This is a genomic window from Vibrio cortegadensis (assembly GCF_024347395.1).
GTDB classification, from domain to species: Bacteria; Pseudomonadota; Gammaproteobacteria; order Enterobacterales; family Vibrionaceae; genus Vibrio; species Vibrio cortegadensis.
In genome coordinates this window covers 1,303,177-1,318,770 of record NZ_AP025472.1, presented here as the reverse complement: position 1 = coordinate 1,318,770, position 15,594 = coordinate 1,303,177, and the positions used below count along the sequence as shown (strand labels likewise).

Annotated in this window: 23 protein-coding genes; 5 read left to right on the top strand and 18 right to left on the bottom strand. The window is 39.9% G+C overall.

Going from position 1 to position 15,594, the window contains the following annotated elements; all coding sequences use genetic code 11:
- Window positions 1-85: 85 nt before the first annotated feature.
- The 3 genes from OCV39_RS06210 to OCV39_RS06200 all read right to left on the bottom strand — a co-directional run bounded on the left by OCV39_RS06210 (window position 86) and on the right by OCV39_RS06200 (window position 1,691).
- On the bottom strand, window positions 86-634 hold the full coding sequence (locus tag OCV39_RS06210; RefSeq protein WP_261889293.1) for a hypothetical protein: 549 nt from the start codon (window positions 632-634) through the stop codon (window positions 86-88).
- A gap of 148 nt (window positions 635-782) precedes the next feature.
- The gene (locus tag OCV39_RS06205; protein WP_261889292.1) at window positions 783-1,175 is read right to left on the bottom strand and encodes an NUDIX hydrolase; all 393 of its coding nucleotides are present in this window, start codon (window positions 1,173-1,175) and stop codon (window positions 783-785) included.
- Window positions 1,176-1,313: 138 nt separating this feature from the next.
- Window positions 1,314-1,691 carry a PH domain-containing protein gene (locus OCV39_RS06200; RefSeq protein WP_017054357.1) on the bottom strand — a complete coding sequence of 126 codons (378 nt, stop codon included), beginning with the start codon at window positions 1,689-1,691 and terminating at the stop codon, window positions 1,314-1,316.
- A 211-nt stretch (window positions 1,692-1,902) separates the two neighbouring features.
- On the opposite strand from OCV39_RS06200, the gene OCV39_RS06195 reads away from it, so the two are divergent.
- The 3 genes from OCV39_RS06195 (at window position 1,903) to OCV39_RS06185 (ending at window position 2,981) form a co-directional block, all read left to right on the top strand.
- Window positions 1,903-2,181 carry a type II toxin-antitoxin system RelB/DinJ family antitoxin gene (locus OCV39_RS06195; protein ID WP_017054632.1) on the top strand — a complete coding sequence of 93 codons (279 nt, stop codon included), beginning with the start codon at window positions 1,903-1,905 and terminating at the stop codon, window positions 2,179-2,181.
- A complete protein-coding gene (locus OCV39_RS06190) occupies window positions 2,174-2,443 on the top strand; it encodes a type II toxin-antitoxin system YafQ family toxin (protein ID WP_017054631.1) in 270 nt (89 codons plus the stop codon). The genes OCV39_RS06195 and OCV39_RS06190 overlap by 8 nt, the downstream gene beginning before the upstream one ends.
- A 229-nt stretch (window positions 2,444-2,672) precedes the next feature.
- The gene (locus OCV39_RS06185) at window positions 2,673-2,981 is read left to right on the top strand and encodes a thiamine-binding protein (protein WP_261889485.1); all 309 of its coding nucleotides are present in this window, start codon (window positions 2,673-2,675) and stop codon (window positions 2,979-2,981) included.
- A gap of 722 nt (window positions 2,982-3,703) precedes the next feature.
- On the opposite strand, the gene OCV39_RS06180 is transcribed toward OCV39_RS06185, so the two are convergent.
- The 10 genes from OCV39_RS06180 to OCV39_RS06135 form a co-directional block, all read right to left on the bottom strand.
- Window positions 3,704-4,414 carry an HAD family hydrolase gene (locus OCV39_RS06180; protein ID WP_261889291.1) on the bottom strand — a complete coding sequence of 237 codons (711 nt, stop codon included), beginning with the start codon at window positions 4,412-4,414 and terminating at the stop codon, window positions 3,704-3,706.
- Between the two features lie 190 nt (window positions 4,415-4,604).
- Window positions 4,605-5,030 carry a hypothetical protein gene (locus tag OCV39_RS06175; RefSeq protein WP_261889290.1) on the bottom strand — a complete coding sequence of 142 codons (426 nt, stop codon included), beginning with the start codon at window positions 5,028-5,030 and terminating at the stop codon, window positions 4,605-4,607.
- 828 nt (window positions 5,031-5,858) lie between these two features.
- Complete coding sequence (locus OCV39_RS06170) at window positions 5,859-6,260, bottom strand: GFA family protein (RefSeq protein ID WP_261889484.1); 402 nt, start codon at window positions 6,258-6,260, stop codon at window positions 5,859-5,861.
- Window positions 6,261-6,374: 114 nt separating this feature from the next.
- Complete coding sequence (locus tag OCV39_RS06165) at window positions 6,375-7,310, bottom strand: hypothetical protein (RefSeq protein WP_261889289.1); 936 nt, start codon at window positions 7,308-7,310, stop codon at window positions 6,375-6,377.
- A gap of 177 nt (window positions 7,311-7,487) precedes the next feature.
- Window positions 7,488-8,075: a DUF1294 domain-containing protein gene (locus OCV39_RS06160; protein ID WP_261889288.1), complete on the bottom strand. Its 588-nt coding sequence runs from the start codon at window positions 8,073-8,075 to the stop codon at window positions 7,488-7,490.
- Between the two features lie 726 nt (window positions 8,076-8,801).
- The gene (locus tag OCV39_RS06155; RefSeq protein ID WP_261889287.1) at window positions 8,802-8,996 is read right to left on the bottom strand and encodes a hypothetical protein; all 195 of its coding nucleotides are present in this window, start codon (window positions 8,994-8,996) and stop codon (window positions 8,802-8,804) included.
- Window positions 8,997-9,258: 262 nt separating this feature from the next.
- Entirely contained in the window at window positions 9,259-9,537 is a 279-nt protein-coding gene (locus OCV39_RS06150) for a hypothetical protein (RefSeq protein ID WP_261889286.1), read from the bottom strand.
- Between the two features lie 172 nt (window positions 9,538-9,709).
- Window positions 9,710-10,345, bottom strand: a complete 636-nt coding sequence (locus OCV39_RS06145) for a CatB-related O-acetyltransferase (protein WP_261889285.1) — start codon at window positions 10,343-10,345, stop codon at window positions 9,710-9,712.
- A gap of 423 nt (window positions 10,346-10,768) precedes the next feature.
- Window positions 10,769-10,900, bottom strand: coding sequence for a hypothetical protein (locus OCV39_RS06140; protein ID WP_261889284.1), 132 nt, complete (start codon window positions 10,898-10,900; stop codon window positions 10,769-10,771).
- Between the two features lie 212 nt (window positions 10,901-11,112).
- A complete protein-coding gene (locus OCV39_RS06135; RefSeq protein WP_261889283.1) occupies window positions 11,113-11,631 on the bottom strand; it encodes a hypothetical protein in 519 nt (172 codons plus the stop codon).
- A gap of 196 nt (window positions 11,632-11,827) precedes the next feature.
- Here OCV39_RS06135 and OCV39_RS06130 point away from each other — a divergent pair, with 196 nt between their 5' ends.
- Both OCV39_RS06130 and OCV39_RS06125 read left to right on the top strand, forming a co-directional pair.
- On the top strand, window positions 11,828-12,076 hold the full coding sequence (locus tag OCV39_RS06130; protein WP_171757608.1) for a type II toxin-antitoxin system Phd/YefM family antitoxin: 249 nt from the start codon (window positions 11,828-11,830) through the stop codon (window positions 12,074-12,076).
- Window positions 12,066-12,356, top strand: coding sequence for a type II toxin-antitoxin system RelE family toxin (locus OCV39_RS06125; protein WP_053302227.1), 291 nt, complete (start codon window positions 12,066-12,068; stop codon window positions 12,354-12,356). Before OCV39_RS06130 ends, OCV39_RS06125 begins: the two co-directional genes overlap by 11 nt.
- A 130-nt stretch (window positions 12,357-12,486) precedes the next feature.
- On the opposite strand, the gene OCV39_RS06120 is transcribed toward OCV39_RS06125, so the two are convergent.
- The 5 genes from OCV39_RS06120 to OCV39_RS06100 form a co-directional block, all read right to left on the bottom strand.
- Complete coding sequence (locus OCV39_RS06120; protein WP_261889282.1) at window positions 12,487-13,107, bottom strand: hypothetical protein; 621 nt, start codon at window positions 13,105-13,107, stop codon at window positions 12,487-12,489.
- A 153-nt stretch (window positions 13,108-13,260) separates the two neighbouring features.
- On the bottom strand, window positions 13,261-13,695 hold the full coding sequence (locus tag OCV39_RS06115; RefSeq protein ID WP_261889281.1) for a GNAT family N-acetyltransferase: 435 nt from the start codon (window positions 13,693-13,695) through the stop codon (window positions 13,261-13,263).
- 153 nt (window positions 13,696-13,848) lie between these two features.
- Window positions 13,849-14,238, bottom strand: coding sequence for a hypothetical protein (locus tag OCV39_RS06110; RefSeq protein ID WP_261889280.1), 390 nt, complete (start codon window positions 14,236-14,238; stop codon window positions 13,849-13,851).
- A gap of 51 nt (window positions 14,239-14,289) precedes the next feature.
- Window positions 14,290-15,141, bottom strand: a complete 852-nt coding sequence (locus OCV39_RS06105; protein ID WP_261889241.1) for an IS3 family transposase — start codon at window positions 15,139-15,141, stop codon at window positions 14,290-14,292.
- A complete protein-coding gene (locus OCV39_RS06100; RefSeq protein ID WP_017054517.1) occupies window positions 15,138-15,446 on the bottom strand; it encodes a transposase in 309 nt (102 codons plus the stop codon). Before OCV39_RS06100 ends, OCV39_RS06105 begins: the two co-directional genes overlap by 4 nt.
- Window positions 15,447-15,594: the final 148 nt, after the last annotated feature.

Here is a 15,594-nt window from a genome sequence, read left to right as displayed (position 1 = left end):
CAAATTGGACGCCGTAAACACTAAACTTGACCCAAACCAAAAATGCCAAGCGTGGGGAATCACTCTTAAATTGTTTGTTATGCAATTATTGCACAAACAGCTTTTGATACTCAGAAAAGACCTGTCTTTGGAAGAATCTCTTATAATCAAAGTATTCCACACCAAGCGCATCATGTGCATTAGGGTCTATTCCAAGCGACTCATAAAACTTTGCTTGTTCTTCAGTTGCTTCATTTTCATAAGCTGCTTTTCTAGGTGGCATATCGTGGATCATTTTCAAAACATTGTTGATAAATGCAATGCCGTCATTAGATAACACACTTAATGAGCGAACTTTTAATTTTTGTAATCTTTTAAAGGTTTGATCAATGTCATCTGAGATTTCACCCGAGTATTGCTTCAAACTTTGTAAAATTTCAAGTAACTCTATTGAGATACTCGCACGTTCCGCCCTTTCTGCGATATTTTTTTGCTCTCTAGCATACCTAAGAGCTTTAACAGCTATAAATAAAGAAACCCCTGCTACTACTGTTGAGGCAGCAGCTACAGAAAGCGAAACATAATCTATGAATCTAGGTTCTGCTAATGCATTAATTGCTTCAACAATACTTCCTACTTCACTATTTTCTTGCACTAAACTCTCCTGATTGCATAACGCCCAATTAAGGTGCGACAACGCTGTAACACCCAAGCTAAACCATTGCACCGTAAACACAAATTTTAAATCGGAGTGAAATCGGCAAGCGTTAGGAGTCACTCTTAAATTGTTTGTTAGAACGATACTAAAGGTAGCGCCCAACTCTAGAATACTCGGCAAGAGCCAAACTATCAGCTTCAATGCCAACAGGAGCTGACGACAACGGATACCAATCCACACTCTCAGCCTCTTGTGCTGAAATTTCGCCTGTCCAATTATCAACAACATAGTAATGGATTAATTGTAACTCGCTAGTTGGATGATAAAGTGAACAAAGGTATTTGTAAGATTTAGGGTTCACATTCAATTCTTCGTTAACTTCACGGAACAAGGTTTGGACTTGGCTTTCACCACTTTCAATATGGCCACCGGGGATATTAATTACGCCCGCATCTGTTTCTCTCGTTTCGCTACGTTTTTCGAGTAATACACTATCGTGTTCTATCAACAAAAAAGATACGCATTCATGCACTATCATCAAATTTTCCTGTAAGTTCTAACGCCCAATTAAGGTGCGACAACGCTATAACACCCAACCTAAACCATTGCACCGTAAACACAAATTTCAAATCGGAGTGAAATCGACAAGCGTTAGGAGTCACTCTTAAATTGTTTGTTAGGCTAATACGTACTCACTAATGATGCGGTTGAATTGAACAATGTCAAAAGTACCTCTAATTTCGAACCTAACACGACCCACTTCACTCAAATACAATTCGATTTCACAGTCCAAGTCAAACGTACCTGATGTTTCAACTGAGAATGCATTAACTTTACTAAATGGCAGTGACGTATAGTCAACCTTTGAACCAGTGATGCCTTGAACATTTGCAGCAATTACGCGCTTATTTGTAAATATAACTTGGTCACGTACTGTCTTAAATGCTGCAAGAATACTTTCACCATCAATCAGAAATTTTTGAAAATCTTCTCTAGCATCAGAAATATCAATGGGTTTGAGTTTGAATACTGATGAATTTTTGAAATCAATCATATAGATACCTTATTCTAATTATTCGATTTTAGCCTAACGCCCAATGAAGGTGTGAGCCACGCTGCCACTTTACTCAATTTGGACGCCATAAACACTGAACTAAACCCAAGCCAAGAATGCCAAGCGTGGGGAATCACTCTTAAATTGTTTGTTATATGCTTTCACACACTGCTATACTTTGTGTGACATTGTAATACAAAAAGGTTATATCATGAGAAATGAAATGCTTAGCACTCGTATTGATCACGATACAAAAGCAGCTTTTACAAGCATTTGTGATGAAGTTGGTTTGAGTACATCACAAGCTATCAAACTATTTGCCAAGGCTGTAATTAATCATGGCGGTATTCCGTTCGATCTAAGAGTACCACAACCTAATAATGTAACAGCGGAAGCTATCCAACAACTTGTTGAAGGTAACGGTCACAAAGCCGAATCGGTTGAATCTATGCTAGCTGAACTCACGGAAGGTAAAGTTAGCAATGTATAATCTTGAATACTCGACACAATTTAAGAAAGACTTCAAAAAAGTTACAAAGATGCCAATCCAAGACATACTTGAAGTTGGAAATATCATTTCCAAGCTTCAACGCGGTGAAACTTTAGACCCCAAAAATGTCGATCATCCACTTACTGGTAACTGGGTCGGGTTTCGAGACTGTCATATAAAACCTGATTTAGTTTTGATATATCGTATTTTTGACGCACAACTTCAGTTAGCAAGAATTGGCTCACATAGTGACTTGTTCTGATCTCACCGCCCGCATATAACGCCGCGTTAAGGTGCGACAAACAAGTGTGCCATGCTTGAGCGAAGCGAAACCGGCACGCGTTTGGAGTCACTCTTAAACGCTTTGTTAGCCGACACTCTCAAGGTCAAACCTCGCCTCTTTCAAACAATGTTACTATGTGCCATTCGATACCAACAGAACCAATGAGAAATTATTGATGTCAGCTCAAAAACCACTACTCGATGAAGTCATGCTCGCTTTCCAAGTTATTCCAAGAGTGAAAGAAGGGAACAACTTTGAAGTCGTAGATAAAGCGATTGAAGCCGTTAAAGCTTCTGGTGTGCCCTTTCAAGTGAGCGCAATGGAAACAACAATGAAAGGTGAGTTAAACCAGCTGCTTGAAGTCGTGAAAGACGCACAACAAGCTTGTTATGATGCTGGCGCCGTAGAGGTTATTACCAACATTAAAATCCATAGCAAAACTGAAGCTGCTACAGACACATTCTGCACTTATGACAGAGGTGTAACCAAAGCCAACCACATGTTTGTAGACAACTAATTCTTGTGCCGTCACTGATATTTCCGACGTGACGGCTAACGCCCAATTAAGGTGCGATAACGCTATAAAACCCAGACTAAACCATTGCGCCGTAAACACAAAATTCAAATCGGAGTAAAATCGGCAAGCGTTAGGAGTCACTCTTAAATTGTTTGTTATATTGCCCGCACGATAGAGCCAAGTTTAGCGACAAGGTGCTGAATTGGTTACAAATCTACTGGCTTTGAACTCAGAAGTAAAACGGATAGTTCGAAACTAAACCATAGACAACAAAACGCACTTGGCAAAGAAGCGAAATGAGCTGAAATAGGAGAAATTTGAGTGCCCTGAGTGACAAAGAATTCGAACGAGAAACCTGACGACAAAGCGCTCTGAAACCACAATTTTCAATGAAATTTCCACGAAAAAGAAGCAGCGCAAAATGAACTTGAGCCAGCAAACTTACTAACGAGGAGACTTGCGTGACGTTGCAGCTAATTAACCACCACACTTTCTACGTGCGATGGTCATTTTGATGGCAACTTTCACGAAACGAACAGGTGTGTAGCTTGAACGCAGAACAAAGATAAACGGATAATTTAACTCTTTGAATCTTATGCAATATAACGCCCAATTAAGGTGCGACAACGCTATAACGCCTAAGCTAAACCATTACACCGTAAACACTAAATTCAAACCGAAGTGAAATCGTCAAGCGTTAGGAGTCACTCTTAAATTGTTTGTTATGCGTATTTTCCGATAATACTCAAGAGATCTTCTACAGTATGTGCGGTGTGATCAGGCTGAAATTCCCACAGCTCTGGCTCAGAGCGACTGTAACCCGCAGCAACGGCAATTACCTTAGTTTTACCACCAAGAGCCATTTCTAAATTGCGGGCAAACTTAGTATCTGCTTCGTGGTCGCCGATATACATGAGAAGTTCGCTATCTGTGTGACCAAATATTGACTCAACACACTTAATACCACCAAAGGCATGAGGCTTTTGATTACCATTTGACACATCATCATAGCCGACAATTGCCTTAAATGGAGCACCTATACCATTGCTTTTCAATACACTGCGAATATTGTTTTGTGAGTTCTGAGAGCAAATACCATGAGGTAGTAGAGAAAATTTATCGACCACAGTCTTGATACCATCAAACAATGCTACCTCTGTTTTATTTTTCTCTTGATGCTCAGCCCACAAACTTCCAGCTATAATCATTTCGTCATGAGTTAAGCCATAATAATCAACGTAAAGCTCTTGCCAATTTTTAGCGCCATGATTCGCTTCATGGTACGAATCCTCATCGTGTAAATACTTCGGTAAATGCTCACCCGTTAAGCGTGGCGCAACGATAGATAGAATAGATTTTGTGATATCAATATTTTTAGGAACGGAATTTACAAGAGTTCCATCATAATCCCACAGTATTGCATCTAGTTTCATTATTACCTCTATATTCTGAATCACGTTTAAGCATACAATTTACGCTAATTTTTCGCATACGCATAACGCCCAATTAAGGTGCGACAACGCTATAAAACCTAGACTAAACCATTACACCGTAAACACTAAATTCAAATCGGAGTAAAATCGGCAAGCGTTAGGAGTCACTCTTAAATTGTTTGTTAGCACTTTACATTACGCACTCTTTAGCCGCTTTAGCTTTCTCAATGCTTTTTTCGACTAAACTTTTGGTCTCTTCACTACCAATTGTCGATAGAACTTTATCCATTAATTTCTCAGCCGTTGATTCAGATGAAGCATCAACCAAACAGCTATACGCATTGGCAATGTTATCTTTTGCTTCAGCTAAAGCTCCTTGGTCGCTTAAATCAACATCTAATGCCTCTTGTACTGAAGCCGCTAGCTCTTTTGCCGATTCGGTTGCATCACCAAATTGCTCTAAATTCAAATTACCTAAATCAATTTCTGACATTTTCTCTTGTACGCTATCAACCGCTTGATTAGCTGCCTCTTGAGCTTGGTCAAGAGCTTTAGTTGCATCTTCACACCCTGATAGTGCTGCAACAAGAATAATAGCTGTAATATATTTGTTCATGTGAAACCTTAATGGCTGATAGTTGAAATGTCATCATAATCGAGCATGCACTATCAAGAAATAGTAATAACGTAACTTCTTATTATATATGCGATATGTACACTAAAAGAGGAGAGTTTAACAACTTACACCAGACCAGTGCTAACGCCGCATTAAGGGGTGAACAACGCCTCCACCCAACCTAAAGCATTGTACCGTAAACACTAAATTTGAAGTAGATGCAAAAACGCCAAGCGTTGAGAATCCCTCTTAAATGCTTTGTTATATTGCCCGCACGACAAAGCCAAGTTTAGCGCCAAGATGCTGAATTTGTTACAAATCTACTGGCTTTGAACTCAGAAGTAAAATGGATAGTTCGAAACTCAATCATAGAAAATAAAGCACACTTGGCTAAGAAGCGAAATGCGCTGAAATTGGACAAATTTGAGTAGCCTGAGTGACAAAGAATTCGAACGAGAAACCTGACGACAAAGCGCGCTGAAACCACAATTTTCAATGAAGTTTCCACGAAAAAGAAGCCGCGCAAAATGAACTTGAGCCAGCAAACTTACTAACGAGGAGACTTGCGTGACGTTGCAGCTAATTAACCACCACACTTTCTACGTGCGATGGTCATTTTGATGGCAACTTTCACGAAACGAACAGGTGTGTAGCTTGAACGCAGAACAAAGATAAACGGATAATTTAACTCTTTGAATCTTATGCAATATAACGCCCAATTAAGGTGCGACAACGCTATAACACCCAAGCTAAACCATTGCACCGTAAACACAAAATTCAAATCAGAGAGAAACCGCCACGCGTTGGGAGTCACTCTTAAATTGTTTGTTATGAAGCAGTTCTATCGGCTGGATGATTAACCCCGTCGTTTGTAACTACATCACCTAAATCAAATGGATTTACGCCCTCAAGACAGCCAATATTGAAACCATATTCTGTAGGAATTGAGCGACGTTGATGATGAGTATAAATACCACAATTTGAACAGAAGTAATGTTTCGCTGTATTGGTGTTAAATTGATACAACTTCAGAAACTCTTGTCCTTCAACGATTCTAATACCACTCAAATTGACAGAACCAACAATTGCGCCTTTTCTTCGGCAAATTGAGCAATCGCACCTTCTAGGGTTTTCGATCCCCTTTGGTAATGTTAACTCAAGAACTACCGAACCACAGTGGCACGTAGCTCTATGTTTTAGCCTAATTTTTGTATTTCCAACTTGATCAATCATACTTAAAGCCTCCCTGCTTCATAACGCTTTGCTAAGTGGTGAACAAGCGTGTGCCACACTTGAGCGAAGCGAAAAATGGCACGCGTTTGAGAATCCGTCTTAAGCAACTTGTTAGGTTTTCGGTTTTACAGATGCCGCTATTTCAGCGATTTTTTCTTTTTGTAGCATCATACGATCCGAGCTACCAGTAGATACTAACCTTAAATATGTGCCATCATCTAAGAAAGCCACAAATTGTATAGCTGTCATATCAGCTTTTCTAATTTCCATTCTATACCCAGATGTATTAGCAAAATTCGCCTCACCTTCGGATTGAATCTTAAAGTCCTCAAAACCAGGTATTGAGCTTGCCAAAGTATGAGAAGTCGATTTTAAATCGATTGCCCCAACACTAGAAAGTGAACTACCTATTGCTACTAAAGGCAACGTTCCAGATTTATCTGTACCATCGAATGTAGTGAGAATAACTGCAGATCCAGCAATTACGTTCGATAATTTGAAAGGTAGACTATAATCAAATTTGAAAGATAGAACTTCTAGCTTGTCTTCCAATGACGCAACTTCACCGAGCTTAATCGTTTTGATTGATTCGAAAACGGTCGATTCGCTCAATGAGTTTTCGCCCAATATATTGTAAGTAACCATGACCGTTTTTTGTCCTCTAAACAGCGCCATATACTTACTAACATAAATACCTGAAATTAACTGTCTACCAATGATGATTGGATCATTAATATCAGCAGAATCGAGCGTTTTAATCTCAAGAACCTCAACCCCCCTTTTCGCTAAGCCAACTCGTGCCAACTCAATATTATTAAAGAGGATAGATAACTTTTCATACGCATTTTCTGGAACCTCTGCAATTAGAATACTCGACTGGTTTTGGCTATTAAAGTAACCAGAAAACGTTTCTGACAGTGTGAATCCTGCAGGTTTTATCATACTCACCGATGTTCCTGGCACTTTAGTCTGCTCATCCGCAGCAAAAGAACTACAGGACAAAAGCATCAGCAGAAAGGAACATAACTGTTTAATTTTCAATATCATATGTAGCGACCTCCATATTTAACCGTAAACCTAACGCCCAATTAAGGTGCGACAACGCTATAAAAACCAAGCTAAACCATTGCACCGTAAACACAAATTTCAAACCGGAGTGAAATCGCTAAGCGTTAGGAGTCACTCTTAAATTGTTTGTTAGGCCACTGTACAACCGCTGTTCTATTAGTAAAAAACACTCGATATTCTTTGAATCAAAGTGATACCTGAGGGAGTAAAAGTCCAAAGAAATGCACTGATATTTAAGATTATAGTGATCCACAAAATTGCTTTGAACGGCTGCTTCTTCGATTTATGGCGTAGCTGACTTTGTGCGAACAATGCTCCAGGCCAGCCACCAAACAACGATAACATATGAAGTGAATTTTCTGGCGTTCTCCACTGCCCAGTTTGAGCTGCTTTTTTGTCCACTGAAAACATTACATACGTAATGAGACTTATACCGATATAAAGTGGAATTATAAATAATGGTCGACCAAAAACGATAAGTGCTGCACACGCGAAAACTAAATATGAACAACCAAATAATACGGTCAAAGGAAGTGCTTGCTTGCCTTCTATTGTTACATCAACGGCATTAAATCGCCCACGATTATCTTCACTAACTTCAAACGTTACTTCATCGTTTAACCTAGGTCGATGATTGCTATTTTTCACTGATGAAGCATGAATAAAAACTCTCAGATTACCATTCAACGCTGATATAAAACCGTAACCTTTTGAGTCATTCCATTCTGTAATCTTACCTTTCACGACCTTTTCCTATTGATAAAGTAACCTACGTGGCCTAACGCCGCGTTAAGTGGCGAGCAACGCTACCACTGCACTCAAGACATTATGCCATAAACACTGATGCATATCTTTAAACTAAAGCCGCCAAGCGTTGGGAGTCCGTCTTAAACGCTTTGTTATATTGCCCGCACGACAGAGCCAAGTTTAGCGCCAAGGTGCTGAATTGGTTACAAATCTACTGGCTTTGAACTCAGAAGTAAAATGGATAGTTCGAAACTCAATCATAGACAATAAAACGCACTTGGCTAAGAAGCGAAATGAGCTGAAATTGGAGAAATTTGAGTAGCCTGAGTGACAAAGAATTCGAATGAGAAACCTGACGACAAAGCGCGCTGAAACCACAATTTTCAGTGAAGTTTCCACGAAAAAGAAGCCGCGCAAAATAAACTTGAGCCAGCAAAACTTACTAATGAGGAGACTTGCGTGACGTTGCAGCTAATTAACCGACAAACATTCTACGTGCGATGGTCATTTTGATGGCAACTTTCACGAGACGAACAGGTGTGTAGTTCGGACGCAGAACAAAGATAAACGGATAATTTAACCCTTTGAATCTTATGCAATATAACGCCCAATTAACTTGCGCAGCAACGCAATACAGTGGTTCTGCACTGCGCCATAATCACTGAAACCGATTAGAAGTGAAACTGCCACGCGTTGCAAGTCAGGTTAAATTGTTTGTTAGGTTTATTTTTTCAACTTTCGATATACCGCATTAAAGTTGATCCCTAACCCCATGAAATTAGGCTTCACCTCAATCATATCTTCTTGAGGTTCTTTTAGAGCGCGATAAATACTTTCTTGGGCTGCAAGCCACTCTTTACCTTTTATGTTGATTTTAGGTGCTATAAACCCAAGAGTACTTTTATTATTGATATACATGGCATCAATAAAGCCTCGCTCATACAGCTCCTTGACTATATGGATATCAAATTTTTCGGTCGAATTATCTATTCGTTCAATATTGGACTTTGAATCAGGGAGCTTAAAGTATCTATATATTCTTTCATATTACCTCGAAAACCTAACGCCCAATTAAGGTGCGACAACGCTATAACACCCAAGCTAAACCATTGCACCGTAAACACAAAATTCAAATCGGAGTAAAATCGGCAAGCGTTAGGAGTCACTCTTAAATTGTTTGTTATGTGACATTTCTGCGCTGTGACTCTTTTTGATATTTTGACTCTCGATGCAACCAAATCCCCCAATACACAAAGAACATGAAAGCCGAGAAAACAAAATAATTAAGAACTTGTTCGCTTAAGTAATCGAAAAGAGTTTCCGCCGGTGATGATGAGTACTGAAGAAGTACATTGAATATGATGTAGAACGTAGTTATCAAGAAGCAACTTTTGAAGATCCAAGCAAGAAAACCCTGCTCTCTTACTTTTTGCCAGTGTTCAAACATTTGATTTTTCATACAACACCTTATTTACCAATAACATAGCTCTAAACTCTCTAACATTACGGATCTATCGACTTTCTCAGCTGGTCACATAACGCCGCGTTAAGGTGTGATGCACGCTTGGCTATACTTGAGCGAAGCGAAACTGCCAAGCGTGAGGAATCACTCTTAAACGCTTTGTTATGTGCTATTTTTGACCATCATACGCCAAAGCTGCACTCTTCAGTTGCTGAATGTCCGAGGCACACAGATACCGCTTTAATGCTTCGAACTTCTCCAAAGGCCAGTCATAAATTCGCATTTTCAGAAGCTCAGCAATAATCGATTCATCAAAGCGATATTTAACTAATTTCGCGGGCGTTCCTCCAACAACACTATAGGGAGCAACATCTTTGGTTACTACGCTATTTGCTGCAACTATCGCACCTTCTCCAATAGTTACACCAGGCATAACCATTGACCTCATCCCGAGCCATGCACCATCATGGATAAAGGTATCACCTTTACCTATATAAGCTTCATCAATGTAATCCATAAATGGGTACAAGCAGAACCAATCAGCTCTATGGGTATGATTACCACCCATTAAGATAACCACTTCTGCACCAATACAAACATAATCACCAATATGGAGCTTATCTATTTTCCACCTTGGTTCCCAATTACGGCTAACTTCATCACCGTGAAGATATCGAACAACAGATTCTTCAAACCCGCTATCCCAACAATCACTGTAATAACTGTGAGTACCTTTGATAGAAATATTAGAGTTAGTTACCACCTCATGGAGTAACTGAAATTTTGACCAATGCTTTTTTTGCATACGAAACCTCAAGCAAATGTTAAATAATAAGAATTATTGAAATAACACTATGCCGTCAGTGAATACGAGGCTGCTTTAAAAGAGGGATAAGTTTCATAAAAAACACCGTAAAGTGGAAGAAATTGATGATAGCACATAACGCCCAATTAAGGTGCGACAACGCTGTAACACCCAAGCTAAACCATTGCACCGTAAACACAAAATTCAAACCGGAGTGAAATCGCCAAGCGTTAGGAGTCATTCTTAAATTGTTTGTTATGTGCCTTTACCACTGTGAAATTTTATCAGTGAATACTATCGCTTAGCCTGAAGGTTTCACCATATGTAACTTTAAATTATTTAATTGTATCAGGTCGAATGCTCTATAACATTCAAATAAAAAGACCGCAAATTGCGATCTTTTACTTAAGAGTTAATTAAAATTTACTCTTCTTCGTCCCAAGAACTATCTGAAGATGAACCTGTACCTTCGCAGTCACTACAACCATCACCACCACATTCTCCACACAAACCTTGCGACTCAAATATTTCACGTTCTGAACTAGAATAAGCCATAACTTATACCTTAAATAGTATTGATAAGACTAGGAATTTTACAGTACGAGAGTCTGTTTCTCAACTTTAAGTTCGACCTATTCGAGTGGCACATAACGCCGCATTAAGGGGTGAACAACGCCTCCACCCGACCTAAAGTATTGTACCGTAAACACTAAATTTGAAGTAGATGCAAAAATGCCAAGCGTTGAGAATCCCTCTTAAATGCTTTGTTAGCCATTTGCCACGTATCGCAGCAAAACTGACCTTACAAAGCTGTTTGGCATTAACTCCAGACTGTAGTTTGAAGTTTCAATATAAAATTGTTTATGCCACTCATCAAAAGCAGATACTACTTTGTCGGCTGTATCCTCAGCGACAGTAGTACTATGCGGAAAAGTCGACAGTTCAAGTACGAGCTCTCGTGAAGCTTTTCCAAGTTCGGGACTGGAGTAAATTGAAAGAGCCATTGCTTTCTTTTGCAGTTCAAGAATAGCCTTATCAATTTCTAATTTTGATGCGTGTGGATTATTGTACAGAACTAAAAAGAAATCATAGACACCATTCATAAACACTTCTGATTTTTCTCGAAGTACATCGTGATTTTTTTGAACAATTTCTGATGTTTTTATCCGAATGTCTTTTTCTGCAATAACTTGGTTGCTATAGACCAACAGCAGCCCTGTAACAGAAGAACCTAAGACAGCAAAAGCTCCACTTATCAAAGCTAATTTAATATTAGATATTTCCAATTTCCCTCCTGATGGCTAACGCCCAATTAAGGTGCGACAACGCTATAACACCCAAACTGAACCATTGCGCCGTAAACACAAATTTCAAATCGGAGTGAAATCGCCAAGCGTTGAGAGTCACTCTTAAATTGTTTGTTATATCACTTTACCATGCGCTACAATGACCATTATAAAGACCAGTTAAAGGACTTATTTAATGACCACTAGAATCTTAGCCGATGTTGCTGCAAGTATAACTGAACTAAAAGCAAACCCAATGAAAGTTGCTACTAGCGCTTATGGTGAACCTGTTGCTGTACTCAATCGAAATGAACCCGCCTTCTATTGCGTTCCAGCCGAAGCATACGAAATGATGATGGACAGACTCGAAGATCTTGAGCTACTTACAATAGCAAAAGAACGCGAATTAGAAGAGAGTATTTCGGTAAATATTGATGACCTATAAGCTTGATTTCAAAAAGAGCGCACTCAAAGAGTGGAAGAAACTCGGATCGACTTTACAACAGCAATTCAAGAAAAAGCTGATTGAGCGTTTAGACAACCCACATATACCTGCTTCCAAACTCTCTGGCGCAGATAACATGTATAAAATCAAACTACGTCAATCAGGTTATCGCTTAGTATACAAAGTTGAGGATGACGTAATCATAGTAACCGTCTTAGCTGTAGGCAAACGTGAACGAAGCGATGTTTACCGTAAGGCTATGAAAAGACTAGATGATTAGTGATTGTGATATAACGCCCAATTAAGGTGCGACAACGCTATAACACCCAAATTAAACCATTGCACCGTAAACACAAAATTCAAATCGAAGTGAACTCGCCAAGCGTTAGGAGTCACTCTTAAATTGTTTGTTATGTGATTTTCCGTAGCTCAGAACTTTTTTCAAGCAACTTTACACACTGTAAAGCTACGGGAGATATGCCAAACGCAATGTTCCACTCACTACTACTAAATGTCGCAGGCTTAGGGTCTGGCAATAGTAAACCTCTTCGTATCAATTCAGGTATATCCACATAAAGGTTACCACCATTCTTAATCTCGTCACCAATTTGATGGGTGATTAATATTCGTTTGAATGCTTCATATTCATGCGTGGGTTCTAACTTAGCCAACTCAATGAACAATAATACGAGATCGTCACTGATACCCTGTAATGAAGAAACCATTGACCGCTTATCTTGAGTCGAGAAGTTGAAATCAGGATCATTACAGTACAACAAAGCATAAGACATCACGACTATATCACTGCTAGTATTTAGAGCATTATTTACATAATCAGACAACAAGTCTTGCCCTTCACTACTATCTAAGCAATGGATTAGTTTATCTCTTTCCTGTGGAGTCATAACTTCGTACCGAGCATCAACATACTTCATAAAGTTATCGATTTTTCTCTTTCGAGACTTGTTGTACGCATCTTTTAAGCACCCATATACGCTTACCGCCCCTTTTCCAACAATCTGAATTTCCATGCGATACCCTCTGAAATCACATAACGCCGCGTTAAGTGGTGAGCAACGCTACCACTGCATTCAAGACATTACGCCCTAAACACTGATGCATATCTTTGAACTGAAGCCGCCAAGCGTTGGGAATCCGTCTTAAACGCTTTGTTATACGCGTGGTTAAGTCCTGAGTGAGATACTCATTACGCTATGATTTGGCTCACTTTCAATATCAACCACCGACCAACCTAGAGACTGGTACAACGGGGCGTCATTTGTATAAGCATACAGATGACTTTCAAGCATTTCTGATACTTGCTCAACACCTCGGTTAATCAACTCACTAGCAATGCCCTGACCGCGCAACTCTGGCGAAACAAAGACAGCATTAAACCAAATGACATCTGAACTTCCATGTGGCTCTTTAAAACGAGAATAATCCAATCCACCGATAACTTCGTTGTTTCTCAAAGCAACCAAGACTGGAGGAAGATTAGCTTCAGGTTTATAGGTATCAACGAAGAAAAAGTCAGACCATTCACTTTGAAATAACCTTTCTAGATCAGCCCAATACGGACTATTCTCATCACAAACTCTGAATACTAACTTGTTCATATTCGATTATTTCCTAAAAGCGTATAACGCCCAATTAAGGGGTGAACAACGCCTACACCCAAACCTAAAGCATTGTGCCATAAACACTAAATTTGAAGTAGAAGCAAAAATGCCAAGCGTTGTAAATCCCTCTTAAATTGATTGTTATAAGCACTATTTCACTACACTAACTACTGATATTAATACCGCTAACAAAGCAATTATGGTCGTAGCTTTGAATTGTGCACTGCCCTCATGAGATGACAACAAACGCTGCGCCTCACCAAGTGTGGTTAGCGCAATGTTTCGTGTATTGAATGCTACTGAAAGCTTACCTGAGCACTTTTGAATTGAGTTGTAATCATCAGGCATGTTTGTATGAGGTTCAATTTCAGAGTCCAACTCAGAAAGCTGTTTACGAAGTTTTCCCAGTTTCGCCTCGAAACCATGAAGCTTTTTTGAGCATAAAATGTGATAAAACTGGGGTTTAAACTCAGATATATCATTGAGCACGGAGAAGCATTCCTTGTTCAATTCCATCGATTTTTTATTGATTTTATTCATCTTAACTTTCCTGTGCTTTGGTGTACCCCACAAAAAGTAGACAGTACATAACTACATACTTTCGTACTCAACGGGGCTGACATGCCCCAACGCTGAGTGTCTTCTTTTTCGATTGTAGAACACTTCGATATATTCGAAGATCCCCATTCGGGCTTCTTCGATTGTTTGATAATCTTCTGCGTAAATCAATTCGACTTTCAGTCGACTGAAGAACGACTCCATTACTGCATTGTCCCAACAGTTACCCTGACGGCTCATGCTTGGTACGCCTCCATGCTTTCGCATGAAGTCCTGATACTTATAAGCTCTGTATTGTACACCACGGTCTGAGTGGATTAAGACGCCTTTCGGCGGCTTGCGTGACTTAAACGCCATTTTCAAAGCGTTGGTGATGAGCACCTCTGTCATATTGGTGTCTAATGACCAACCCACAATGCGTCTCGAGTGAAGGTCTAACACTGTCGCAAGATAGAGCCAACGGCTCTTTACCCAGATATAGGTGATGTCGGTGACCCACTTCTGGTTGGGGCTCTCGGCCTCAAAGTCTCTACGCAATAAATTATCGGCGACATTCGTCATCGCCGCGACATCTTTACTGTATTTAAACCCTTTTCCATTTCGAGCCTTAATACCCTTTTTCGTCATAATATCAGCAATATAGTTCACACTGCAGGCATAGCCTGCTTTGTTTAACTCTTCAGCTAAGCGAACTGAACCATACCTAGCCCGATACTCGGCAAAGGTACACATAACTAGCTGTTCAAAGCGGCTTCGACGCTTTGCTCGCTCGCTAAGCGAGCGACCTAACCATTTGTAGTAACCACTCGGGGACACGCCTAATGCACAACACATAAGAACAACGGCATACTCACCCACATAACTTTCGATGAACTCGTACTTCACTCTTGCTGCTTCGCGAAGTACGCCGAGACCTTCTTTAGGAATTCCATCTCATCTTTAAGTCGTTTGTTTTCGCGCTTAAGCGCTCGCAGTTCTTCGGATTCTTTCTTGGAGTAATCAACACCGTCTAAGGTGTTAAACTGTTTATCAGACAAGCGGTTAAATTGACGCTTCCAGTTAGCAATCTGTTGGGCGCTGACGCCCAACTCTTTCGCAACGGATGCGGCTGTACGACCTGGAAGCTCGGACAGACGAACTGCTTCTTTGCGGAATTCTTCGGTGTACGCTGGATTACGATGTTTAGCCATAAATCACCTCTCAATTAGACCCTAGATCTAACTTAGTAAAGTGTCTACTAAACGTGGGGTACTCGGGCTTATAACGCCGCGTTAAGTAGTGAGCAACGCCACCACGAAACCTAACCATACCACCATAAACACAAAACCCAACGATAGC